The organism is Candidatus Methylobacter oryzae (assembly GCF_003994235.2).
Lineage (GTDB): Bacteria > Pseudomonadota > Gammaproteobacteria > Methylococcales > Methylomonadaceae > Methylobacter_A > Methylobacter_A oryzae.
Genome location: NZ_RYFG02000012.1, coordinates 1 through 21,044, shown reverse-complemented (window position 1 = coordinate 21,044; position 21,044 = coordinate 1). Strand labels below are relative to the sequence as shown.

Annotated in this window: 23 protein-coding genes and 4 tRNA genes; 14 read left to right on the top strand and 13 right to left on the bottom strand. The window is 43.6% G+C overall.

Annotated features, from left to right (window positions below; translation table 11 throughout):
- Window positions 1-115: 115 nt before the first annotated feature.
- The 3 genes from EKO24_RS02835 (at window position 116) to EKO24_RS02825 (ending at window position 3,331) form a co-directional block, all read left to right on the top strand.
- The gene (locus tag EKO24_RS02835; RefSeq protein WP_127030306.1) at window positions 116-805 is read left to right on the top strand and encodes a hypothetical protein; all 690 of its coding nucleotides are present in this window, start codon (window positions 116-118) and stop codon (window positions 803-805) included.
- Window positions 806-808: 3 nt separating this feature from the next.
- Window positions 809-1,924, top strand: coding sequence for a hypothetical protein (locus EKO24_RS02830; RefSeq protein ID WP_127030305.1), 1,116 nt, complete (start codon window positions 809-811; stop codon window positions 1,922-1,924).
- Window positions 1,925-2,344: 420 nt separating this feature from the next.
- Window positions 2,345-3,331, top strand: coding sequence for a transaldolase (locus tag EKO24_RS02825; protein ID WP_127030304.1), 987 nt, complete (start codon window positions 2,345-2,347; stop codon window positions 3,329-3,331).
- Window positions 3,332-3,819: 488 nt separating this feature from the next.
- On the opposite strand, the gene EKO24_RS22280 is transcribed toward EKO24_RS02825, so the two are convergent.
- The 13 genes from EKO24_RS22280 to hemA form a co-directional block, all read right to left on the bottom strand.
- Window positions 3,820-3,978: a hypothetical protein gene (locus EKO24_RS22280; RefSeq protein WP_154671570.1), complete on the bottom strand. Its 159-nt coding sequence runs from the start codon at window positions 3,976-3,978 to the stop codon at window positions 3,820-3,822.
- A gap of 15 nt (window positions 3,979-3,993) precedes the next feature.
- Window positions 3,994-4,131 carry a hypothetical protein gene (locus EKO24_RS22275; protein ID WP_154671569.1) on the bottom strand — a complete coding sequence of 46 codons (138 nt, stop codon included), beginning with the start codon at window positions 4,129-4,131 and terminating at the stop codon, window positions 3,994-3,996.
- A gap of 225 nt (window positions 4,132-4,356) precedes the next feature.
- On the bottom strand, window positions 4,357-5,427 hold the full coding sequence (locus EKO24_RS02820) for a tetratricopeptide repeat protein (RefSeq protein WP_161990553.1): 1,071 nt from the start codon (window positions 5,425-5,427) through the stop codon (window positions 4,357-4,359).
- Window positions 5,424-6,335, bottom strand: coding sequence for an ExeA family protein (locus EKO24_RS02815; protein WP_127030302.1), 912 nt, complete (start codon window positions 6,333-6,335; stop codon window positions 5,424-5,426). The genes EKO24_RS02820 and EKO24_RS02815 overlap by 4 nt, the downstream gene beginning before the upstream one ends.
- A gap of 138 nt (window positions 6,336-6,473) precedes the next feature.
- Window positions 6,474-8,132, bottom strand: a complete 1,659-nt coding sequence (locus EKO24_RS02810; protein ID WP_127030301.1) for a secretin N-terminal domain-containing protein — start codon at window positions 8,130-8,132, stop codon at window positions 6,474-6,476.
- A gap of 20 nt (window positions 8,133-8,152) precedes the next feature.
- Window positions 8,153-8,620 (bottom strand): hypothetical protein, encoded by a 468-nt coding sequence (locus EKO24_RS02805; protein WP_127030300.1) that lies wholly within the window; start codon window positions 8,618-8,620, stop codon window positions 8,153-8,155.
- Window positions 8,610-9,248 carry a hypothetical protein gene (locus tag EKO24_RS02800; protein ID WP_127030299.1) on the bottom strand — a complete coding sequence of 213 codons (639 nt, stop codon included), beginning with the start codon at window positions 9,246-9,248 and terminating at the stop codon, window positions 8,610-8,612. The genes EKO24_RS02805 and EKO24_RS02800 overlap by 11 nt, the downstream gene beginning before the upstream one ends.
- A complete protein-coding gene (locus tag EKO24_RS02795) occupies window positions 9,238-9,864 on the bottom strand; it encodes a hypothetical protein (RefSeq protein WP_127030298.1) in 627 nt (208 codons plus the stop codon). Before EKO24_RS02795 ends, EKO24_RS02800 begins: the two co-directional genes overlap by 11 nt.
- The gene (locus EKO24_RS02790; RefSeq protein WP_127030297.1) at window positions 9,861-10,700 is read right to left on the bottom strand and encodes a type IV pilus biogenesis protein PilM; all 840 of its coding nucleotides are present in this window, start codon (window positions 10,698-10,700) and stop codon (window positions 9,861-9,863) included. Before EKO24_RS02790 ends, EKO24_RS02795 begins: the two co-directional genes overlap by 4 nt.
- A gap of 257 nt (window positions 10,701-10,957) precedes the next feature.
- On the bottom strand, window positions 10,958-11,380 hold the full coding sequence (locus tag EKO24_RS02785) for a M67 family metallopeptidase (protein WP_127030296.1): 423 nt from the start codon (window positions 11,378-11,380) through the stop codon (window positions 10,958-10,960).
- Window positions 11,381-11,440: 60 nt separating this feature from the next.
- Window positions 11,441-12,295, bottom strand: coding sequence for a peptide chain release factor N(5)-glutamine methyltransferase (gene prmC, locus EKO24_RS02780; protein ID WP_127030295.1), 855 nt, complete (start codon window positions 12,293-12,295; stop codon window positions 11,441-11,443).
- A gap of 5 nt (window positions 12,296-12,300) precedes the next feature.
- A complete protein-coding gene (prfA, locus tag EKO24_RS02775) occupies window positions 12,301-13,386 on the bottom strand; it encodes a peptide chain release factor 1 (protein ID WP_127030294.1) in 1,086 nt (361 codons plus the stop codon).
- Entirely contained in the window at window positions 13,383-14,642 is a 1,260-nt protein-coding gene (gene hemA / locus EKO24_RS02770; protein WP_127030293.1) for a glutamyl-tRNA reductase, read from the bottom strand. The genes prfA and hemA overlap by 4 nt, the downstream gene beginning before the upstream one ends.
- Window positions 14,643-14,858: 216 nt before the next feature.
- Here hemA and EKO24_RS02765 point away from each other — a divergent pair, with 216 nt between their 5' ends.
- The 11 genes from EKO24_RS02765 to EKO24_RS02715 all read left to right on the top strand — a co-directional run.
- The gene (locus EKO24_RS02765) at window positions 14,859-16,598 is read left to right on the top strand and encodes a tetratricopeptide repeat protein (protein WP_338323992.1); all 1,740 of its coding nucleotides are present in this window, start codon (window positions 14,859-14,861) and stop codon (window positions 16,596-16,598) included.
- A 15-nt stretch (window positions 16,599-16,613) separates the two neighbouring features.
- Window positions 16,614-17,192, top strand: a complete 579-nt coding sequence (gene lolB / locus EKO24_RS02760) for a lipoprotein insertase outer membrane protein LolB (protein WP_127030314.1) — start codon at window positions 16,614-16,616, stop codon at window positions 17,190-17,192.
- Window positions 17,173-18,054 carry a 4-(cytidine 5'-diphospho)-2-C-methyl-D-erythritol kinase gene (gene ispE / locus EKO24_RS02755; protein ID WP_143733146.1) on the top strand — a complete coding sequence of 294 codons (882 nt, stop codon included), beginning with the start codon at window positions 17,173-17,175 and terminating at the stop codon, window positions 18,052-18,054. Before lolB ends, ispE begins: the two co-directional genes overlap by 20 nt.
- A 4-nt stretch (window positions 18,055-18,058) precedes the next feature.
- Window positions 18,059-18,133, top strand: a tRNA-Gln gene (locus EKO24_RS02750).
- Window positions 18,134-18,172: 39 nt separating this feature from the next.
- The gene (locus tag EKO24_RS02745) at window positions 18,173-19,126 is read left to right on the top strand and encodes a ribose-phosphate diphosphokinase (protein ID WP_127030291.1); all 954 of its coding nucleotides are present in this window, start codon (window positions 18,173-18,175) and stop codon (window positions 19,124-19,126) included.
- A gap of 58 nt (window positions 19,127-19,184) precedes the next feature.
- The gene (locus tag EKO24_RS02740; RefSeq protein ID WP_127030290.1) at window positions 19,185-19,784 is read left to right on the top strand and encodes a 50S ribosomal protein L25/general stress protein Ctc; all 600 of its coding nucleotides are present in this window, start codon (window positions 19,185-19,187) and stop codon (window positions 19,782-19,784) included.
- 18 nt (window positions 19,785-19,802) lie between these two features.
- Window positions 19,803-20,372, top strand: a complete 570-nt coding sequence (gene pth / locus EKO24_RS02735) for an aminoacyl-tRNA hydrolase (protein WP_127030289.1) — start codon at window positions 19,803-19,805, stop codon at window positions 20,370-20,372.
- Window positions 20,373-20,427: 55 nt separating this feature from the next.
- Window positions 20,428-20,512, top strand: a tRNA-Tyr gene (locus tag EKO24_RS02730).
- 16 nt (window positions 20,513-20,528) lie between these two features.
- A tRNA-Gly gene (locus tag EKO24_RS02725) sits at window positions 20,529-20,602 on the top strand.
- A 15-nt stretch (window positions 20,603-20,617) separates the two neighbouring features.
- Window positions 20,618-20,693: transfer RNA gene (locus EKO24_RS02720), tRNA-Thr, on the top strand.
- A gap of 32 nt (window positions 20,694-20,725) precedes the next feature.
- Window positions 20,726-21,044, top strand: a 319-nt coding sequence (locus EKO24_RS02715; RefSeq protein ID WP_241674374.1) for a GTP-binding protein, incomplete at its 3' end; no start/stop codon positions are given.

Here is a 21,044-nt window from a genome sequence, read left to right as displayed (position 1 = left end):
TTGAAACGGTTCGATGTATGGTTATCAGGTGTATTTAACTCACTGAGAAATCAATATTGTTAAGTTTAAGCGGATATGACTACTCTAAAAACAACGCATAGAGGGGGATTCAAACGTGAAAATAAATAATTTGACGAATGGTTTGGTTGCTACATTATTGTTAGCTAGTCCCATAGTCGGGGCGGAAACAGAATATCCGGCATCGGATTTCAAACCAAAGGTAATTTATCAGGATATTGATAGCAGCCAAGGAAAGTCTGCATCTGTAGCAGCACCAGCTAAGCAAGAAAAGTCAAGCGAAGTCGATTCAAAATACCCAGCATCGGATTTTGAACCAAAGGTTTTATATAAAGATGCTGATTATAAGCCAAGTAAATCAACAGCAATATCATCAACGGCTTCTGAACGTGCAACGGCGGTTAATACTGAAGTAAGTGCTGCGCCAGCTGCACCTGTAAAGGCCGAGGATGAATCAGTGATGAGTTATTTGTTAGGCTTAATTGCTCTTGCTGTAGTGGGATATATTTTCTTAACTAAGCGCGAACCAAAGGCAAAAGTTAGTGAGTCTCCAGTTTATACTAGTCATGTAAGTGGGCTATCAGGAGTTTCTCGGTATTTAAGAAAGCATAATATGGTTGCTGCAACAGGTGTTGCAAGATATTTGGAGAGTCGTGTTGCGACAGAAAAAGCAAAGGCTCCTGTAAGCGGAGTTGAAAAGTATCTTGAAAAAAAGGCCAAGTCTGCAGAAGAAGTGGCAGCTCAGTCAGGAACTGGAGTTGAAAAGTACATGCGTAACCGGGGGTGATAAATGGGTCAAAATTACTTGGTCGATTTAGTATCTGGATTTTTTGGGGTCAAAAGAGAGGTTGAAACTCGAGTTGATTCGCGTATAGTTCTTAAAGGCTCTAGTGAGCTTACCGGAGTTGCTAGGTATCTAAAAAGCCAGGAGGTAGAGCCGGTTCTAAGTGGAGTTGAGAGATATCTGAAAAATCTTGAAGAGCAATCAACAAGTAATGGAGACGTTAATTTCTTGGAAAGCCAAGCAGGTATATCAGAAACAGATGAAGTTGTTGATCGCTTAGAAAATAACGAAGAAATAATATTGGTGACTGGTGTTACTAAGTATTTGGAAAGAAAGGAACAGTCGCATGTGAGTAGTGTTGCTAAGTACATGGCAAGGCAAGCTATATTAGCAAAAAAAGCGCCAAAAATAAGCGGCGTTGCTAGATATGTGGCTAAACATACTGTTAATACAGAGAAAGCTCCAGTACCCAGTAGCGTAGCAAAGTATTTGGAACAGCAGGCCAATTCACATGTTATAAGTAGTGTTTCTAAATATTTAATAAAACAATCAATATCTGCAAGAAACACTGCAGCAATGACAGGTGTTGCTAAATATCTTGAAGATGAAGCTATTGCTGAGAGAAAAGCAGCGGCCGCAGCTATAGTTGCAAGGTATTTGGAAGAGCAGCGTATACTCGCAAAAGAGCAAGAAAGGGAAAAAGAAAAAGAAGAGTTGGTAGCAATAGAAAAGGAAATTGCAAAGACAAAGGAGAGGGCTGCAGCAGCGGCAGCGGCGACAGGAGTAGCGAGATACCTAGAAGAGCAGGCAATTTTGGCGAAGGAAAGACCGCCAGTGAGCGGTGTTGCCAAGTATATGGCTAAGCAAATTTTATTTAAAAAAGAAGCGCTTGTTTTAAGCGGTGTTGAAAAGTATATAGCAAGACAATCAGCAAATGTTAAAGAAGTACCGATTTTGACAGGAGTTGCTAAGTATATGGAAAGAGAATCGGCAATAGCAAGAAAAATGCCTAAAAAAAGCGGGGTTGCCAAATATATGGAAAAACAAGCCGTCTTACCAAAGGCAAGCGGCGTCTCGAGGTACGTAACAAGGCAAATGATTTCTGCTAGAGAGTATTTATAAAAAGTATGATTGAACAGAATTCATAAAAAGAAAGGCTCAGGTATAGAGTAAGCCGAAGTGTATCATATAGAATAGTGTTATCGTTGTGATTAATGCGGCGCCCAGTCGCTAACATGATCAATTAAGGTTGTGCGAGATGAAGACCAGGGGTATTGCATACTGCGTTCAATATTAAATGGATTTTATCGGATCCCTGCGAAAAAATGCCATTATTTAGTAAAATAATGGCTCACCTCACCTGCCTTCGGTTGGTAGGGGCTATTATTTTAGGTTGTTTCTGATAGTAAACCACCTTACTCATAGTATATACCCCAGCCTCTGTTATTATATTTGGATATTATTCGCATTTTTAAATATGTTTGAAAATGACGAATGTATGTCTTGTTGTTTTTTTAATTTTAAAATAAAGGAGCCTTTAAAATGGCCAAGACCTTGCTGGAACAATTGAGAGAAATGACTGTAGTTGTCGCTGATACAGGTGATATTCAGGCAATTGAAACTTTCACGCCTCGTGACGCAACAACAAATCCTTCATTGATCACTGCAGCTGCTCAAATGCCCCAATATCAAGGGATTGTTGACGATACTTTAAAAGGTGCCAGAAACACTTTAGGTAAAGATGCATCTGCAACGCAAGTGGCTACCCTTGCTTTCGAACGTTTGGCTGTATCTTTCGGACAAAAGATACTCGAAGTTATTCCTGGGCGTGTTTCGACGGAAGTAGATGCTCGTCTTTCATACGATACTGAGGCAAGCGTCCGAGTAGGTCGCGAATTGATTGCAATGTATGAAGCGCTAGGCGTTTCACGCGAACGAGTTCTAATCAAAATAGCTGCAACATGGGAAGGTATTCAAGCAGCGGCTATTCTTGAAAAAGAAGGTATTCACTGTAATTTGACATTGTTGTTTGGTTTACATCAAGCAGTTGCTTGCGCTGAAAATGGAATTACCCTGATCTCACCTTTTGTTGGGCGTATTTTAGATTGGTACAAAAAGGATACTGGTCGTGATTCTTATGCGCCAGCTGAAGATCCAGGAGTGTTATCAGTTACAGAAATATATAACTATTATAAAAAGTTCGGTTATAAAACTGAAGTTATGGGAGCTAGCTTCCGTAATGTAGGCGAGATTGTTGAATTAGCAGGTTGTGATTTGTTAACCATTGCTCCATCTTTGTTGGCTGAGCTTCAATCTACCGAGGGTGACTTAACTCGTAAGCTTGATCCCGAAAATGCAGCAAATGCTTCAATTGAAAAATTAACTATTGATAAGGCGACTTTTGATAGCATGCATTCTAACAATCGTATGGCTTCTGAGAAACTTTCAGAAGGAATCGAGGGCTTTACTAAAGCGTTAGAGTCTTTGGAAGAGTTTCTTGCGGCTAGATTAGCAAGTTTAGAAGGATAAGGATTTTTAAAGCCATCCGGTTTCGTTTGTAGCTGGGTGGCTCCATCTCTTTTTATTAATTCATAACGCTTAGATACAATGTCTGCGGCATACGAAAGCAGTTATGAACAATAAAACATATTTAAGTTATAAATATTATTCTCGATAAAACGCTCAAAATTTCTTTATTATCTAATAAATTTGTTTAATTGGATGATTGCCTCTTCTACTGATGCTGAATACTATATTTTGATCTTATAGTTGTCAGCAAGGGTTAGATTCTCAGCTGTACCGCTTCATTGATATTTTAGAATTACGGTATGCTATCTTCAAAATATCTAAAATTCCAATTGCTATCCACCGAACCTCAGATTTCCAGAGTTAGCCCTGGCCAATATTTGGAAACGCTCAGTTAATAGTGAACACAACGGACTGTGGTATTGTTCTAAATTGTTGAAAAATTGTTCGCAGACGGCTTTGAATTGAGCGAACGTTTCGTAGTAATGATTTCATAGAACACCACGGTTTTCCCGAAGAAACTCCAGAATCGCTCCGATCACGTTAAGATTAGGGGCATAAAGCTGTAGAAAAACCAGTTCGATTTTGGCATGTTGCGAATAATCTCTCAGAACCTGAGGCCGATAATTGAACATTGATAGTGTCATCATAGCGAATGGTTGCGCTCAAGTTACTGCAACCAATGCGCCATTGATGTTGAGTTGCTGCCGGTCCGGTGTTGCTGCAAATTTCGTGGGAGCTTGGCTGGTCTTGACCCATCCGTAATCGGCTATTTTGTTGTGGTGCGGATGAGTGACATCCATGAAGTAAATCCGCTCTTTCGTTTGCTAGTCTGCAAATTTACAGGCGTTGTGCGTTATTTTAATGTGCATTGGCTACCAATGGACGGCAGTATAACGCAGCCACGCATTAAGCCGCTTTTACCGGTAACACTTGTGGCGGTTACGTACGCTTTCCATGCCAATCATTAGAGCTTGGGCCAGATAGGACATCTTTCTTGTGTAGAATTATTGACCGTTACAAAAACTTTATCTGAGCTCGTTTAAACGTTGATGGATAAAGCTTGTAATAGATTCTTTCAGGGTGTTTTTATTTAATGCTGCTTGATAGGCTTCGCGGCTTAATTTTAGATTGCCGAGTTTTTCTTGAGATAGGGCTAGACCCAACCAGTTTTCGGGTTTTTCCGGGTTAATGCTTACTAATTTTTGATATGTTCTGGCGGCATTAGCATATGATTGAAGTTGTTGATAAGTTGCAGCCAGTAAAGATAAATAGGCTTCATTTGAATTATCTACTATGTTAATACGCTGAAGCGTTTTAAGTGCGCTGCTGGGATTTTGTTGTTGCAGGAATAGTTGCGCACGGGTACTAATGAATTGTAAATTCTCAGGAAATAAAGCCAGGCTTTGATCTAAAAACTCGGCGGTTTTGCTTATTTGTCCTTGATTGTACAGCGTCTTGGCTAATAATAGCCTTGCTTTCAGATGTTTTGGGTCAAGCATAAGCGCCTGTTCCAGTTTATGGGACGTTGAATAGCCGCCAGAGTCATTTTCTGCTTGGTGATAAAGCAAATCCGCCTGTTGTTTCGCGACTACAGAATTTATCTGTACCGGCTTAGCAGAAACAGGCACTTTCGTATTAAGCGGTTTCTCAACAATCTTGGGTTTCGTTGGCATAGCCGTGCTTGCTTGAGCTGGCGGCCTGGATTGAAACGCAGGAGGGCGCGCGGCTGGTTCGGGTTGAGTCGCAGAAACTGCGGGAATGGTAGTATTTTTTGGTTTAAATTCGATTTCCGGAGTTGGGTCGGAGATAACGGCATTGGGAGCAACTAACACTTTTTCATAAGATACAATAGGTACAGGACTTTTGTTATAGCTGTCTGTATCAGGTAACGGCGATGATTTAGATGGTGTCTGACTATATTGATAAGCCCAATAAATGCCCACTGCCATAACAGCGGCCAATAAGCTCCATATGAGTGCTGGACGAGAGGTGGAGGAAGTCGGGATTACATGAATATTGCGTTGTAATGCTGGAGATATATCGTCAGCTGTCTTGCGGCTTTCCAGATCCCGCAACATTTGATTGATCAGGCTCATAATAAGGATACTATGAATGGCCATAACAGGGAGCTGAGAATTGCTAGTAACAATAACAGCAAATAACGTTTACGGATGCCAAAAAGTCTAAGCTTTGTATCGGCAGCCTCGGTATCCAACGCGGCCAGATAAACTTCTTTTATACCAATTAACGAATATCCTTTACCGTAAGCGGAGAGCATTGCTTTATTGGCTAAAATATTAATCAATCTGGGTATGCCTCGGCTATAGTAATGCATTGCTTTAATAGCCAACTTGGAAAAAATGGATATGTTGCCCATGCCGGCAACGCGTAATCGATGTCTAATATAGTCTGCAACGTTTTCAGATGTTAGCGGTTTAAGGGCGTAACTAAAGGTGATGCGTTGCCTGAGTTGTCGAATGGTTTTGTTATCAAGCTGTTCATCGAGTTCAGGTTGGCCAAATAATACGATTTGTAGCAGTTTTTGTTTTTCGGTTTCCAAATTAGTGATAAGCCGCAACGCTTCTAATGTTTCAATCGACATCGATTGTGCTTCGTCGATGATCAATACCGGTTTTTTACCTTTACCAGCACTATTGATTAGAAAGTCATTAATCAGCTTCATTAGCCCGTTTTGTCCGGTATGAGGGGAATACTCAATACCCATTTCACTGGCAATCTCCATCAGTAAGCCTATTGGCGGTAGGTGCGGATTGGGAATATATTCTGTCTCAAAAGGTTCCGGTAATTCATTAAGCAGTTTGCGGCAAAGCATGGTTTTACCGGTACCGACGTCGCCGGTAATTTTGATGAAGCCTTCACCGTTATGCAAAGCGATCAACAACACGTTGAGCGCTTCTAAATGTGAAGGCAGATCACAAAAAAACTGTGTATCAGGAGTTAAACCAAATGGCTGAGTATTAAGGCCAAAGTGTGTTTTATACATAAATAACATTTAAGGTACTTTGAGGGAGACATCGCTGCTATTACAGCTCGGATCATCCCGCGTGTAATTTGTGTTAAGGCGTAACACCAGTGTTATAGAACCTATATTTTGAAATTTCCGGATGGTGGGATTGAAGATTTATTTCCAGCGCGGCTGCGAGTCAAGCTTTTCAAAGCGTTGCTTACTGAAGTTTATGTCTTTTTGCCAATCCTCATTGCTGTCAATAAAAGTTGCTTTAAGTAAGATAATCAGTTCCGATTTTTGGCTTGTACCGGTATTGACCCTAAACAGGTTGCCGATATAAGGAATTGCCGCTAACCCGGTGACGCCTTGTTTATTTTCATTATCTTTCTCCTGCATCAGGCCGCCCAATACAATAATCTGGCCGTTTTTGGCTTTGACTATGCTGTCTGATTCCCTAACCGTGGTGAGCGCCAGCGGTAGCGTTATGTTCATGCCAAAATCTTTGGTGTCTTTTTTAACCTGAGTAATAGAGGGATGGATGTGCAGAGTAATGTTCTCATTATCATCTATCTGCGGCGTAACATCCAACGCAATGCCGGAAAAGAAAACATCGACAAGAACCGTCGGCTGAATGGAGGCAGTATTTGCGGTTCCAGGGGAACCGGGAGTAAAGCCCGTCGCAAAATATTCATCCTGCCCGACTTTAATGATGGCTGACTGATTATTTAAAGTGGAAATCCTTGGGCTCGATAGTACGTTGGTTTTTCCTTGTGTTTCCATTAATTCAACAAAGGCGCGGAAATCGCCGGCGCTGCCGCCTAGCGTGAAAATGGAAGTGAACGTTGTCGGATCCATCGCTCCTATGCCTGTCAGCAGCGGGGCTTTATTGATACCTTCCCTGACAATGCTTTCCCAATTAACGCCGTCTTGATGATTATCGTCAAGCGTGACTTCCAGTATTTTTGCTTCAAGAGTGACTTGCCGGTTGATTTGGTTTTGGGTGGTCGATAGAAAGTTTTCGATTTCCCGCAACTGCATCGGCTTTGCCCTGACGATTACAATGCCCGATTGCTGGTTAATATCGACAGTCGCCTGTGGGTCGACGGCAACAATGTGGTTTAGAGAGTTTCTCAGTTCCTGCCAGAAATCCGTGCTTGTTATGGTAAGGACTGTGCTACTTGATGAGCGTGGCGTTGGTCTTATGTTATTTTCTTGCGGGCCGCTTCCTAGCGGATTGTTTATTTGAGTATTACTTTGTTGATTGCTGCTTCCCGGTTGATTGTTATTTCCTTGCTGATTGTTCTGGCTAGCTTGTCTGCCGGACGACACGGTAGTATTTGAATTGCCTATGCGTTGCAAATCCAGCCGGTCTATCTTAAAAGTCTTTGTCTGCAACGTAGCAGGATAGATGATGTATCCCATATCATTTTTTTTATAATCATAACCATAGACTTTTTGTACCGCATCAAGAATCTGGGCAATGGTTACATTCTTCAGTTCTAATGAAATGGTGCCTGTTACTTCAGGGTGCACCAGCATATTTTCATCTGTATCCACAACCAGCCCCATAAAAAATTCTCGGGCATCAACTTCATTAACGGAAATATTGAGACGTGTTTGTTGCGCTGTATTTTGAGAGGCCGTCAAAGTTTGATTGAAATCAGGAATCAGTGCATCGGTAACGGCTGCAGGCGGTGTTTTGGTATAACTACGAGCTTTGGTCGTAGTATTGGCAAATGTGCTCGGCACAGTGGATGACTTTGACTGTTGAAGCGGGGAGCAGGATACCAGTAATAATGTCAACGCGATGATGATAGCTGGATTATTATTCATTTGTATTAAGTGCTTGGTATTTAGCGTGTTTTATAGGAGCGTTGCACCAGTTGTAAAGTCTTGCGTTCACCGTTCTGGGAGATGATGACTGAGTTTTTGTGAATACTGATGACTTTAATTTTAGTCGAATGCGCAGGAATATAAGCTGTTTCGGTGTGAGCCGTATCTAGCTGTTGTTTTGCCGGTATCGGATGCTCTTCTTCTTTATCGTTAATGACGACGCTGTTTGCGGAAGCCGGCAACGCAGGTTTTAAGACCGGAGTGTGTTCGATGACTATGGTCTGGCCTTGTTTAACAGAGATGCCGTTAATGGTTGCTCGCTTTGATCTCGGTGAAATCCAGATGGCCGATAACACTAGGGTAGTGTCCGTATCCGCTGCTATTGTTGATGGCTGGTGATAAGCCGGTTGGGTTGGGTCACGGAACTCGGCGTTGCATGGCAGGCTGGCAAGCCCGGCGGCGAGCAATATTATAAATTTAAACGCCAAGCCAGCTCTCCTTAAAGCTGAGCGTATAAGCCCTAATTGTCGTTTCCGCGACAGGATAATCTTTAACCTGATAGTCGATACTTTCCCAAATAAAATGCCACGGTAGAGATTCCAAGGATTTTAAGTAATTGAGCGTATCCAGATAGGTGCCTGAGAAAGTAATGACCAGTCCGTGTTTATATATCGGGTTTGTCTGCTGGGGTTTCGATTCAATTAATGTGGTAACCGGCAAAGTATCCAGTTTTATTAGCGTTAACCGACTATTTTGATTAAGTATATCGCTCAACGCCGTAGCCATTAAGTGAGGAGGAGCAAAATTCTTGCCGCTTTGCGTCATCTGTTCTTGAAGCCGGTTGTATTCCGACTTTAGCGCGATAAGTTTGTTTTTGTTATCGAGATTAAGATCAACGGCGGGGCTGTTTTCAATTTTGATTAAGATGATTTGCTGATCGGCTATTTGTTGTTTAAGACTGACCAGTTCTTTCTGAAGGTTCAGTTGTTTTTCCTGGGTTGGTTGATAAAAAAAGTTATCCCAAACAGCCGTCAAACCAAGCAGTAATACGCCGGTTACCATGATTTTTTCTCGTCTAGCCAGGGCTTCGAATTTTTCTTGAAGATTATTGAACATGGTCTTCTTTATTCGGAATGTCCTGAATGGTACTGAGTTTAAAATCCATTTGCTTGGGGACTTTTTCAGATTGTTGCATCGTCAGTTTGGCGAAGGAGTAGCCATTAAAAATAGATTCTTTTTGCAATTGCTGTAAAAAATAAGGAATTTTTTCCGGGTTGAAGGTACTGCCGTTAATTCTGATAACTTTTTGCCGTTCATTAAAATATAGTGCGCTTAGCCAAACATCAGGAGTTGACCGGTTTGATAATGCCAGGAAATAATTTGAAAAGCCCGGTGACAGGGCGTTGCTATTACCTGATAGTAATTGCAACGTTTGTGTTAATTCATCTACCCGGTTTTGCCACTGCATGACTTCAGCGGCAAGTTGAGTATTGGAGCTTTGTTGGAGGCTTTTTGTCGATATGAGATTCACCCTTGTTCGTTCATTCTCCAGATTTCGACGGAATTGTTGAACAGCAGCCTCTGTGCTTTTTAAATGCCATGTTAAATAGACAGTGAAGCCGGCAAACAGCAGAACTATAACCACCGGCAGGGCAATCCAGTAGAGGCTAATGATTGGCTTAGTCCGTTCTTGACTAAGAATATCCCGATATAAATTGACTTGCTGTATCACGCGGCTTCCGTTAAATAACGTAACGTTGCCCCAATGGCCGGAGCGCAAAGCGACTGAGTATGGGCATCTACTACGATATTGCTATCGATAATAGCCGACAGATCCATCATATTAGCGGCTATGCCAAGATTGCGGTTTAGGTTGTCAAGCAGGTTATCGGTATTTTTTGCCAAGGGAATGACGGCTAAAGCCGGAATAGGAGGGATTCCATAATAACTTTCTACGTAGTCCAGTGAGTGTTGTATTTCCAGTGCCAAGTTGTTATGTGCATTTGTAGCCCGGTTGTCACTGGGAAATTGTTCGTTTGAGTCCAGTTTTTTATAACCGATTTCAAATTTACGGGATACGTATATAGTCGCTTGTTTTTGTATCAGTAGAGTGCCGGAGAATTCCAGCAGATATAAAAGGGCAATGCCGTGTTCGCTTTCCGGCAATTGCGCTGCCAGATTGCGTAGCGTTGTTTCTTGAATATCGATTACTTTGAGCTTTAGTCCCGCTTTTGCGCATTTATCGATATGTTCGGCAACGGTGTTGATAGGGCTGGCGATGACTTCCAGCATTTTACTGCTGTTAGCCCGGACGAGCATCGGCGTCGGGTAATAATCGATAACGGCCTTATCAACGGGAAAATCGACAAGATCGCTAATCTTCCAACGGATAGCATCAATGATTTCATTTTCGGCGACTGCCGGAGACTCAACATTGAGGAGGCGGTAGTTGTCGCTGGTTAGTACCAGATGGCAGTCATAGTCGGCAAGATTATGTTGAATAGCCAGTTTAGTAAGGGCGTCTTGTTGATAAGCAGGATTGTTCACGCTGACGAATTCACAGTGCATGAGCGTTAATTTGTTAACTCCTGTGAATTCCGATATGGCAACAGCAATACCGTTTTGTAAAAAACTAATGCCGACAATACCTTTGCAAACGTTTTTTTTTCGAAAGAACTTTGTTAACAGTTGCACGATAGGTAATCCGGATTAATTCTTGTAAGCAAAATGCTACAAACCTCACAGTTTACATAAAATTAGCCGATATTTCTTATTTTATTTTTAAGTTTTCAGGCGTTTTTTGATCGCCATTAAAAAAGTGAAATTTACATATTTTCGCTTAAAGATAGGGTCATTTCTTGGGCTGATTTATTTTCTATTCTAAAACCGCGCATCTCTAAAATGCCTTTGGTATTCAGTGAAATGATCAGGTACAGGGCGTCAGGATAGCTTGCCAATTCTAAATCGGTAGTTGACGGTGTAGCCGGGGCGGCCGGGTGAGAATGATAGATGGCAAACAGTTCCTCCCCGCAATTGCGCATTTTCTTCATTGCTGCAATTTGTTGGCTTGTATCAAGCTGGAAGCGTCGATGAGGTTGTTCGGCCGTATTTTTAATAGGAAAGCAGCGGGTTGGGAGGCCGTTTTTGCTGCCGATAAGTCCGCATATTTCCAAGTCCGGTGAGATTTGAGCAAGATGCAGCAGCTGATTGGTTATTTTGCGAGGAATCCGGATGTGCGTTTGAGTCATAATGTTAGGTCTCAGGTTGGCGACTATGCCCGCAATAAACCTACATTAATTCGAAGGGCGTCAGTCAGAATCATTTGGCGTGAATTGTCCGTAAGTGACCCGGGGCTGCCCGGATAAGTCCGTGTAGGTTTGCACTTTATCATAATGCAAATTTTTAAATAGGGTTTGAACTTGTTGTAACTGGTTGTAGCCATGCTCAATCAATAAATGGCCGTAAGGTTCCAGATGGTTGCGGGCGGCGTTGGCAATGATTTTAATGTCGCCAAGCCCTTGTTCTTTAGCAGACAAGGCTGTTCGAGGTTCAAATCGGACATCGCCTTGCTGTAGGTGTTCGTCATCTTCGGCAATATAAGGCGGATTGCTGATAATCAGGTTGAATTTTGTACTGGGAATATCTGCAAACCAGTCGCTAAGATAAAATTTAATATTGTCGATATGGTGTTTTTCAGCGTTGAGTTGAGCAATGCGTAACGCGGCCGGGCTAAAATCCGTGGCGCTGAGCTGGGCGAGGGGACGTTCGGCAGCCAGCGTGATGGAGATGATGCCGGAACCTGTGCCCAGATCGATGATCTTGAACGGTTTGTCTGTCGGTATCAATTTTAAACTGAGCTCAATAAGCAGCTCAGTATCGGGTCTAGGGATTAATACGTCGGGCGTAACCAGGAAATCTCTCGACCAGAATTCTCGGTTACCGGTGATATAAGCGATCGGTACGCCGTTTTTGCGTTGTTCAAGCAGCGCCTTAAAAGCGTTTAAGTGCTCAGGTTGCAGTGGTTTATCCGGCCAGGCGCGAAGATGGGAGCGTGGCTTGTTAAGCGCTAGGCACAATAATATTTCCGCGTCGAGTAAGGCCGAGTCGGAGACTAGTGCCAGCGCGTCGGCAGCATCGCGCAGCACTGACTTTATACGCTGCATTTAACTTAATCTTCGCCTAGTTGTGTAAGCAGTTCGGCCTGATGTTCACTAATTAGCGGTTGCAAGACCTGCTCCAGCCCGCCTTGCATGATGTCGTCCAGTTTATACAAGGTCAGGTTGATGCGGTGATCGGTTAACCGTCCTTGCGGATAATTGTAGGTGCGGATGCGTTCCGAGCGGTCGCCGCTGCCAACTTGCAACTTACGGTTGGCGGATTGTTCGGCTTGGTGTTTTTCCTGCTCGGCGGATAACAGCCGCGAAGCTAATAGCGACATGGCGCGGGCACGGTTTTTGTGTTGCGAGCGCTCATCCTGGCATTCGACGATCACACCGGTTGGGATATGCGTAATGCGTATCGCGGATTCGGTTTTGTTAATATGCTGTCCACCGGCTCCTGAAGAACGGAAAGTGTCGACTTTAAGATCGGCAGGGTTTATATCGATAGCATCAACCTCCTCGACTTCCGGCATAATCGCAACGGTGCAGGCCGACGTATGAATGCGGCCTTGCGATTCTGTTTCAGGCACGCGTTGTACTCGATGGGCGCCGGATTCGAATTTTAACTGGGAATAAACATCCTTGCCGGTAACGCGCAGGATGACTTCTTTGTAACCGCCGTGGTCGCCGGGGCTTTCGCTGATCATTTCGGTTTGCCAGCCTTTGCGTTCGGCATAGCGCTGATACATACGGGCAAGGTCGCCGGAGAAAATCGCCGCTTCATCGCCGCCTGTGCCGGCGCGTATTTCTATGAAAATGTTGCGGTTGTCGTTGGGATCTTTAGGTAGTAACAATATTTGCAATTCATGCTCGATTGCTTCCAGCTGGCTTTCTGCGTCATTGACTTCTTCTTTTGCCATTTCCCTTAATTCAGGATCGCTGTCATTGGCCATTTCTTTGGCTGAAACGAGTGTTTCCACGGTTTGTTGGTAGCGTTTATAGCACTCAACCAGTGGGTTGATTTGAGCGTATTCCTGGCTCAGTGAGCGAAATTTGTTTTGATTGCCTTGCACTTCGGGTTCCGAAAGTAATGCGGCGATTTCATCGTAACGTTCGCACAGGTTTTCGAGTTTATGTTGTATGGATTGTTTCATTGAGAATTGGTTAATTTGAAAATTTCGCGGGCGGCAGCGATCAAATCGTGGCGTTCATTTTCGGCGGCGGCTCTGATTTGGGTGCTGGGCGTATGGATAAGTTTGTTGGTCAGGCTGTGAGCTAGCCGATTAAGGACAAGTTCTGCGGGAGTTCCGCTTTTTAATAAAGCCAGTGCTTTTTGCAAGGCTTCGTCACGGGATTGTTCGGCTTGATGACGATAATCCTGAATGGTTGATTGCGCGCCTTGGGCGCGTAGCCAAGTTAAAAAATGGCCAACTTGGGTGTCGATTATTTCTTCTGCTTGTTCCGCTGCCAAGCGACGGGAGTTCATATTCTGATCAATGATGTTTTGTAGGTCGTCGATGGTGTAAAGATAGACATCCCGAAGTTGTTCAACTTCCGCTTCGATATCACGGGGTACGGCAAGGTCAACCATGAACATCGGTTTGTGTTTGCGTTTTTTGAGGGCGCTTTCAACACTGCCCTTGCCGAGTATCGGCAGTTGGCTGGCGGTCGATGAGATAACGATGTCGGCTTCGGCCAAATGGACCGGCAGTTCGGATAAGGCAATCGCATAACCGTTAAACTGCACGGCCAGCGCGTGGGCTTTATCATAAGTGCGGTTGGCGATAATGATACGGCCGACACCTTGTTGGGATAAATGCCGGGCGGTTAGCTCGATGGTCTCACCTGCGCCTATCAGCAGGGCAGTCTGTTCGCTGAGCTTATCGAAGATTTGCTGGGCCAACTGAACGGCGGCAAAAGCTACCGATACGGGACTGGAGCCAATGGCAGTGTCGGTGCGCACTTTTTTGGCGGCGGTAAATGTATATTGGAAAAGTTTGCCAAGACGTTTACCCAGGGTGCCTGCTTCATACGCGGCCTGATAGGCCGTTTTCATTTGACCTAGAATTTGCGGTTCACCCAAAATCATTGAATCCAGGCCGCAAGCCACTCTAAACATATGGCGAATCAGCTCGCTATCGGTGTGACAATAGAGATAAGGCGTAAAGTCGGCGGCATTGATTTGTTTGCTTTCAGCAACCCAGTCAATCAGTATCTGTTTATTCGCCGTCGTTGATGTGCAATAAAACTCGGTGCGGTTACAGGTTGATAGTATGGCTGCTTCATTGATCCCTTTGATACGCCACAGCTCCTGCAACGATGATTTCAGTATCTCGGCAGGGAATGACAGGCGCTCGCGGACCGAGACCGGCGCGGTGTTGTAATTAATCCCAACTGCAAGAAGTGTCATGTGATTCAGGTTCAAGATAAAAATTTTAAGGATCAACACGGCAGGTTTTAAATTGCTAACCTTTTACCTTGAGCCTTAAGGTCTGTATTATGTTAAGCGTATTCTAAGAAATATAATGACTTTATCCAAATGGAATAAATCGGCTGACCGATTCAGCTGGTTTTTCTGATAACCTAACTATATGTATACAGGAATAAATAGGACGATTGTGTGTTAATGATTAGATTGCTTTCAGTGATAATCCTTGTTTTTCTTAATGGTTGCGCTAATTCTCCTGAAAAGCCGAGCGAGCAGGAAGAAGTGGTTGAGCCTGTCAAAATAGTCGAGCCCAAAGAAAAAACGCAACAAAACGACGTAAAAACAGCGATAGACCCAGATGTCATGTATATGCTGATGGCGGCAGAGCTTGCAGGACAAAGAGGGCAATATGCCGTTGCGTTGGAAGGTTATATGGAAGCTGCCAAGCGGGTTAAGGATCCACGGTTTGCAGAAAGGGCGGCAAAAATTGCTATGTACATGAAAGATAGCAATAAAACGGATGAGGCTGTTTCTTTATGGTTGAAACAAGATCCCAAAGATCCAGCGGCAAGAAAAATTGCTGCGCTATCGGCATTAAGAGCCGGCAATAAGCAAGGGGCAGTTGATCACTTAACTGCGCTGCTGAAGGTTGATCCTGCCGGGTTTGAAAAGACAGCTTTTGAGTTGGCGAGTGTTTTGCAAAGAGAAGGCAAGTCTGATTTTTTTTATGAGGCTCTTGATAATTTAGGGCAGAAGAATCCTAACCAGGCCGTAATTTTTTATGTGCAGTCATTATTGGCTATGGAAATGAAAAATAATCTCCTAGCTGAAAAGAAAGTACAGCAGGCTTTGAATGTGCAGCCTGATTGGGATAAGGCTTTAGTGCTTCAAGCTCAGATTGCGGTATTTTCCGGGGATTTGAATAAAGCAAAAACTTTGCTAAGAAATGCATCCCTTAAATATCCTGAGAATGATAAATTTAAAAAACTACTGGCTCAGGTATTAATAAAAGCTTCGGAATATGAGGCGGCGAGTGAGGTTTATCAGAGTATTGTTTTGGCTAATCCCAAAGATGCTGAGAGTCAGATTGCCCTGGCGTTAGTGTACTTGCAATTGAATAATGACGGTAAAGCTGAAGATATTTTTAAGCAACTGCTCGATCAGCCGGAATGGCAAAATCAAGCCAGTTTCTATTTGGGGAAAATAGAAGAAAAACGAGGCCACACTCAAAAAGCATTAGCATGGTTTGATAAGGTAAATGAAGAATCGCTAGTTTTCGAATCGGGAATTTCCGCTGTCTCATTGTTAGTAAAAGACAAAAAAATTGATGAGGCTAATGCGCGGTTAGGTGTGTTATCTGCTCAATTTCCAAAACAAAAGCTAAGAATTATTTTGATGCAGGCAGGGCTATATGGCCAGCAAGAGCAATATGGAAAGGCTTTCAATTTGCTGACCGATGCGTTGGCCGCTCAACCTGATCAGAGAGATTTGCTTTACACGCGTGCGTTAATGGCGGAACGGATTAAGAAGTTTGATGTATTGGAATCTGATTTGAAAAAAATACTAGCAAAATATCCGGAAGATGCTGAAGCGCTGAATGCCCTGGGATATAGTTTGTTGAGTAGGCCTGATCGATATGCCGAAGCGGAAAAATATTTGCAGCAAGCGCTCAAATTACAGCCTAATGAAGCAGTGATACTGGATAGTTTTGGATGGCTGCAGTTCAAGTTGGGGAAGATTAATCTAGCCTTGGATTATCTTGAACGGGCTTATGCAAAGCAGCAGGAAGGAGAGATAGCGGCTCATCTTGCTGAGGTACTGTGGACTTTGGGTAAAAAAGACGAAGCAAGAAAAGTATTTGGCAAGGCCATTAAAAAGACGCCTGATGATGAATATTTATTGGATTTTCAAAGAAGATTGTTGGGCGGTGAAGAATAAATGCGGCGTTCTAAAATGGGTTTGCTGATTGGGATGTGTTTGATCCTGTTGTTACCTGCTTGCTCGGTTACTCCGGTGGAGTCAAATGGCCGTTATTCAAAGACAGCGATGGAGCATCTATATGATTTGGAGAGCTGGTCGTTTGAAGGGCGGTTGGCTTTGACGGGGCAAAGTGATTCTTGGTCGGCTAATATAGCTTGGGAGCATAGTCCTGAATCGGAAAAAATAAAATTATCTGGTCCTTTAGGGCAAGGGGCTACTGTTATTTTATTGAAAGGAAATGTTGTCACGATAGACAGAGGTGGGAATGATGTGCAGACATCAACTCGTCCGGAAGAGTTTATTAACCAGCAATTAGGTATGTTTGTTCCTGTGCGATCATTGCGGTACTGGGTAGTGGGGTTACCCGAGCCATCTCTATCGTATAAAAATACTGATAGTGGATTTAGTCAGGAAGGGTGGTTGAGTGAATATAAGCAAATGCAACCTGTTAACGATGGCGTTTTGCCCCTCAAAATGATGGTTATGAATAAGCAGGTCAAATTAAAATTAATTATTGATCATTGGATTTTAAATGGCGCAAAATCAAACTAATCGGTCTATGTGGGCCGAAGAATGGCCGGCACCGGCGAAACTAAATTTAATGTTAAGGATAACGGGTCAAAGAAGCGATGGATATCATCTGTTGCAAACGGTTTTTCAATTCATAGATATGTGTGACTGGATAATATTTCATCCGGTTAGTGATGGGCAAATTAGTTTGCAAAAGCCAATTCCAGGAGTTCTTGAGGCAGATGATTTGACAATTAGAGCTGCAAAGTTATTGAAATCAGAAACCGGCTGTGAGCAAGGTGTGTGCATTGAAGTTAAGAAGAATCTTCCTATGGGCGGAGGGCTTGGCGGCGGTAGTTCTGATGCGGCAACGACTCTGGTTGTGCTGAATGCTTTATGGGGATTGCAATTATCAACGGAAAGATTGATGGAATTAGGGTTAACTTTGGGTGCGGACGTGCCTGTATTTGTGTACGGCTATTCAGCATGGGCAGAAGGTGTCGGTGAAAAGCTCAAGAGAATAGACATCCCCGAGCAATGGTTTGTGGTGATAAAGCCGGATTGTCATGTGAATACCAAAGAAATATTTTTATCAAAAGATTTGACAAGGGATAGTAAATCAATCACAATAGACGACTTTATAGCGGGCCAAAATCAAAATGATTGTGTTGATGTGGTTCGTGAGAGCTATCAGTCTGTTAAGGAAGCTTTGATTGACTTGTCTGAATTTTCTGAGGCAAGGTTGACTGGGACAGGGGCATGCGTTTTTGCGCAGTTTGATTCAGAAGTGGTAGCGGCCAATGCGTATCGGTCACTTCGGAGGAAGTGGCAGGTGTATCTAGCGAAGGGTGTGAATGAGTCGCCGTTGTTTTTAAAGCTTAAAAGTGGTAGTTTTATATCTTGATTATTGGGTCGTCGCCAAGCGGTAAGGCACGGGGTTTTGATCTCCGCATACCAAGGTTCGAATCCTTGCGACCCAGCCATTTACCTCCGCTAAGTTAAATTCAATTTGGGAGTTCTTGATGAGTGACACCTCTATGATGGTGTTTTCTGGAAATGCTAACTTGGCTTTGTCAGAGGGTATAGTAAAAAAACTCAATATGCGCCTGGGAATGGCGACTGTAGGCAGATTTAGCGATGGGGAGATTGCTGTAGAAATTGAAGAAAATGTTCGCGGTAAGGATGTTTTCGTTATTCAGCCGACTTGTTCTCCAACAAATGAGAATTTAATGGAGCTATTGGTGATGATGGATGCTCTTCATAGAGCTTCGGCGTCACGAATAACTGCGGTGATGCCATATTATGGATATGCTCGGCAGGATCGGCGGTCTCGGTCAGCGCGTGTGCCGATTAGTGCGAAGCTGGTTGCAAAAATGATTGAGCAAGCAGGTGCCGACCGGGTTTTGACTGTTGATTTGCATGCGGATCAGATTCAAGGTTTTTTTGATATTCCTGTTGATAATGTTTACTCGTCCCCGCTCCTTCTTGGGGATGTGTGGAGACAAAAATATAAAGACCTGATTGTTGTTTCGCCGGATGTTGGCGGGGTTGTCAGGGCAAGAGCGCTTGCAAAGCGCTTGGATGATGCTGATCTTGCAATAATAGATAAGCGCAGGCCGAAGGCCAATGTTGCAGAGATTATGCACATAATTGGCGATGTTGAAGGTCGTAGTTGTGTGTTGATTGATGACTTGGTTGATACTGCGGGGACGCTGTGTCATGCTGCTGGGGCGTTGAAAAAGCATGGTGCTGTCAGGGTGGTTGCTTATTGTACTCATGCGGTATTATCGGGTTCTGCTTTAAAAAATATAAGTAAGTCGGAGCTTGATGAATTAGTTGTTACCGATACTATTCCGTTGAGTTATGAGGCTGCTGAGTTGGGTAGGATAAGGCAGCTAAGTGTCGCAGAAATGTTAGCTGAAACCATAAGGCGTATAGCGGCTGGTGAGTCAGTAAGTTCGCTATATGTAGATTGATGGTTATAAATTGTAAAATTTAATTTGTTGTGCTTGATGGCACGGGGTTGAGAGGAAAATGTCTAACGTATTTGAGTTTGTTGCCGAAGGTCGTGGGCAATCAGGTAAAAACGCAGCTAGAAGAGCGCGTCGCGTAGGTAGTGTGCCTGCGATAATATACGGCGGGCATGCTGAGCCTCAAATGCTTCTGTTGAATCATAATGAAGTGATTAAGCATCTTGCGCATGAAGCGGTTTATTCGCATATTTTGGATATTACTGTTGATGGAAAAACCGAAAAAGCTGTTCTGAAAGGAGTTCAGCGGCATCCGGCTAAATTTCAGGTTTTGCATATGGATTTTCTTCGGGTGACAATGTCCGAGGCTTTAAAAGTGCATGTCCCATTGCATTTTATGAATGAGCAGACTTCTGTTGGTGCAAAGAAAGGGGGTATTGTTGCTCATGCTATGATTGATGTTGAGGTTTCTTGTTTGCCAGTAGCATTGCCTGATTACATTGAAGTGGATTTGAGTAGTTTGGATGTGGGGGAGTCAATCCATCTTTCGGATATTGTAATGCCGACAGGTGTTGAAATCGTAGCCTTGGCTCAGGGTCCTGAGCATGATCATCCTGTTGCATCAATGATGGCATCAAAGGGAAGTAAAGATGATGCTAGTTGATTGCTTGAAAAGTAATCTATGATTAAATTAGTGGTTGGCTTGGGGAATCCGGGTCGCCAGTACGAAAAAACCCGGCATAATGTCGGGTTTTTGTTTTTAGATAGATTGGTGTTGGATTCGAGTTGTGCCTGGGTCAAAAAGTCCGGATTTGATGGGCTGTTGGCGGAGGTTGATGTTGCGGGCAGTAAAATTTTGTTGTTGAAGCCTGATACATTTATGAATCGAAGTGGCCAGGCTGTGGGTAAGGTGGCTCGATATTATAAGTTGATGCCAGATGAGATTCTTGTTGTTCATGATGAGCTGGATTTCGATGTTGGTGTCGTAAGGCTTAAGAAAGATGGCGGTCACGCGGGTCATAATGGATTGCGGGATATTATTGCTCATCTAGGGGGGCGGGATTTTTACCGGTTAAGGATAGGAATTGGACGACCTTCAGTTGGCAAGGCTGTTGCTGATTTTGTGTTGTCGAGTCCATCTGGAAGTGAATGGGCTTTGATAACGACGGCTTTTGATGTTGTAACTGGTTATCTTGATCAGATAATTACAGGTGATATGTCGATAGTGATGAATAAATTAAATTTGAAGTAAGTGGGTGTTGACATCAAGGATTTGATGATAGATAATAGCCGGGTTTTCCGATAACGGAGGGGTTCCCGAGCGGCCAAAGGGATCAGACTGTAAATCTGCCGGCTCTGCCTTCGGAGGTTCGAATCCTCCCCCCTCCACCATCTAATTAAAATATCCGCGGGTGTAGTTCAATGGTAGAACTCCAGCCTTCCAAGCTGATCACGTGGGTTCGATTCCCATCACCCGCTCCATATTCGAGAAATTAAGCTCATATAGCTCAGTAGGTAGAGCACTTCCTTGGTAAGGAAGAGGTCACCGGTTCAAATCCGGTTATGAGCTCCATGTGTTGTGTTGATTATTAGAGGTGTATCTTAATGGCCAAAGAAAAATTTTCACGTAGCAAGCCCCACGTAAACGTCGGCACAATTNCGGAAGAGCGTGCGCGCGGTATCACTATTTCAACCTCACATGTCGAATATGAATCAGCGACGCGTCACTATGCGCATGTTGACTGCCCGGGCCATGCTGACTATGTAAAAAACATGATTACCGGTGCAGCGCAAATGGATGGCGCGATTTTAGTCTGTTCGGCGGCTGATGGTCCAATGCCGCAAACTCGCGAGCATATCCTGCTGTCAAGACAGGTTGGCGTGCCTTACATTGTCGTGTTCCTGAATAAAGCGGACATGGTTG

Coding starts and splice junctions, on each gene's coding strand:
- EKO24_RS02830 (WP_127030305.1), top strand. CDS start 809: ATGGGTCAAAATTACTTGGTCGATTTAGTATCTGGATTTTTTGGGGTC.
- EKO24_RS02825 (WP_127030304.1), top strand. CDS start 2,345: ATGGCCAAGACCTTGCTGGAACAATTGAGAGAAATGACTGTAGTTGTC.
- EKO24_RS22280 (WP_154671570.1), bottom strand. CDS start 3,978: ATGATGACACTATCAATGTTCAATTATCGGCCTCAGGTTCTGAGAGAT.
- EKO24_RS22275 (WP_154671569.1), bottom strand. CDS start 4,131: ATGGATGTCACTCATCCGCACCACAACAAAATAGCCGATTACGGATGG.
- EKO24_RS02820 (WP_161990553.1), bottom strand. CDS start 5,427: ATGAGCCTGATCAATCAAATGTTGCGGGATCTGGAAAGCCGCAAGACA.
- EKO24_RS02815 (WP_127030302.1), bottom strand. CDS start 6,335: ATGTATAAAACACACTTTGGCCTTAATACTCAGCCATTTGGTTTAACT.
- EKO24_RS02810 (WP_127030301.1), bottom strand. CDS start 8,132: ATGAATAATAATCCAGCTATCATCATCGCGTTGACATTATTACTGGTA.
- EKO24_RS02800 (WP_127030299.1), bottom strand. CDS start 9,248: ATGTTCAATAATCTTCAAGAAAAATTCGAAGCCCTGGCTAGACGAGAA.
- EKO24_RS02790 (WP_127030297.1), bottom strand. CDS start 10,700: ATGCACTGTGAATTCGTCAGCGTGAACAATCCTGCTTATCAACAAGAC.
- EKO24_RS02785 (WP_127030296.1), bottom strand. CDS start 11,380: ATGACTCAAACGCACATCCGGATTCCTCGCAAAATAACCAATCAGCTG.
- prmC (WP_127030295.1), bottom strand. CDS start 12,295: ATGCAGCGTATAAAGTCAGTGCTGCGCGATGCTGCCGACGCGCTGGCA.
- prfA (WP_127030294.1), bottom strand. CDS start 13,386: ATGAAACAATCCATACAACATAAACTCGAAAACCTGTGCGAACGTTAC.
- hemA (WP_127030293.1), bottom strand. CDS start 14,642: ATGACACTTCTTGCAGTTGGGATTAATTACAACACCGCGCCGGTCTCG.
- EKO24_RS02765 (WP_338323992.1), top strand. CDS start 14,859: ATGATTAGATTGCTTTCAGTGATAATCCTTGTTTTTCTTAATGGTTGC.
- lolB (WP_127030314.1), top strand. CDS start 16,614: ATGGGTTTGCTGATTGGGATGTGTTTGATCCTGTTGTTACCTGCTTGC.
- ispE (WP_143733146.1), top strand. CDS start 17,173: ATGGCGCAAAATCAAACTAATCGGTCTATGTGGGCCGAAGAATGGCCG.
- EKO24_RS02745 (WP_127030291.1), top strand. CDS start 18,173: ATGAGTGACACCTCTATGATGGTGTTTTCTGGAAATGCTAACTTGGCT.
- EKO24_RS02740 (WP_127030290.1), top strand. CDS start 19,185: ATGTCTAACGTATTTGAGTTTGTTGCCGAAGGTCGTGGGCAATCAGGT.
- pth (WP_127030289.1), top strand. CDS start 19,803: ATGATTAAATTAGTGGTTGGCTTGGGGAATCCGGGTCGCCAGTACGAA.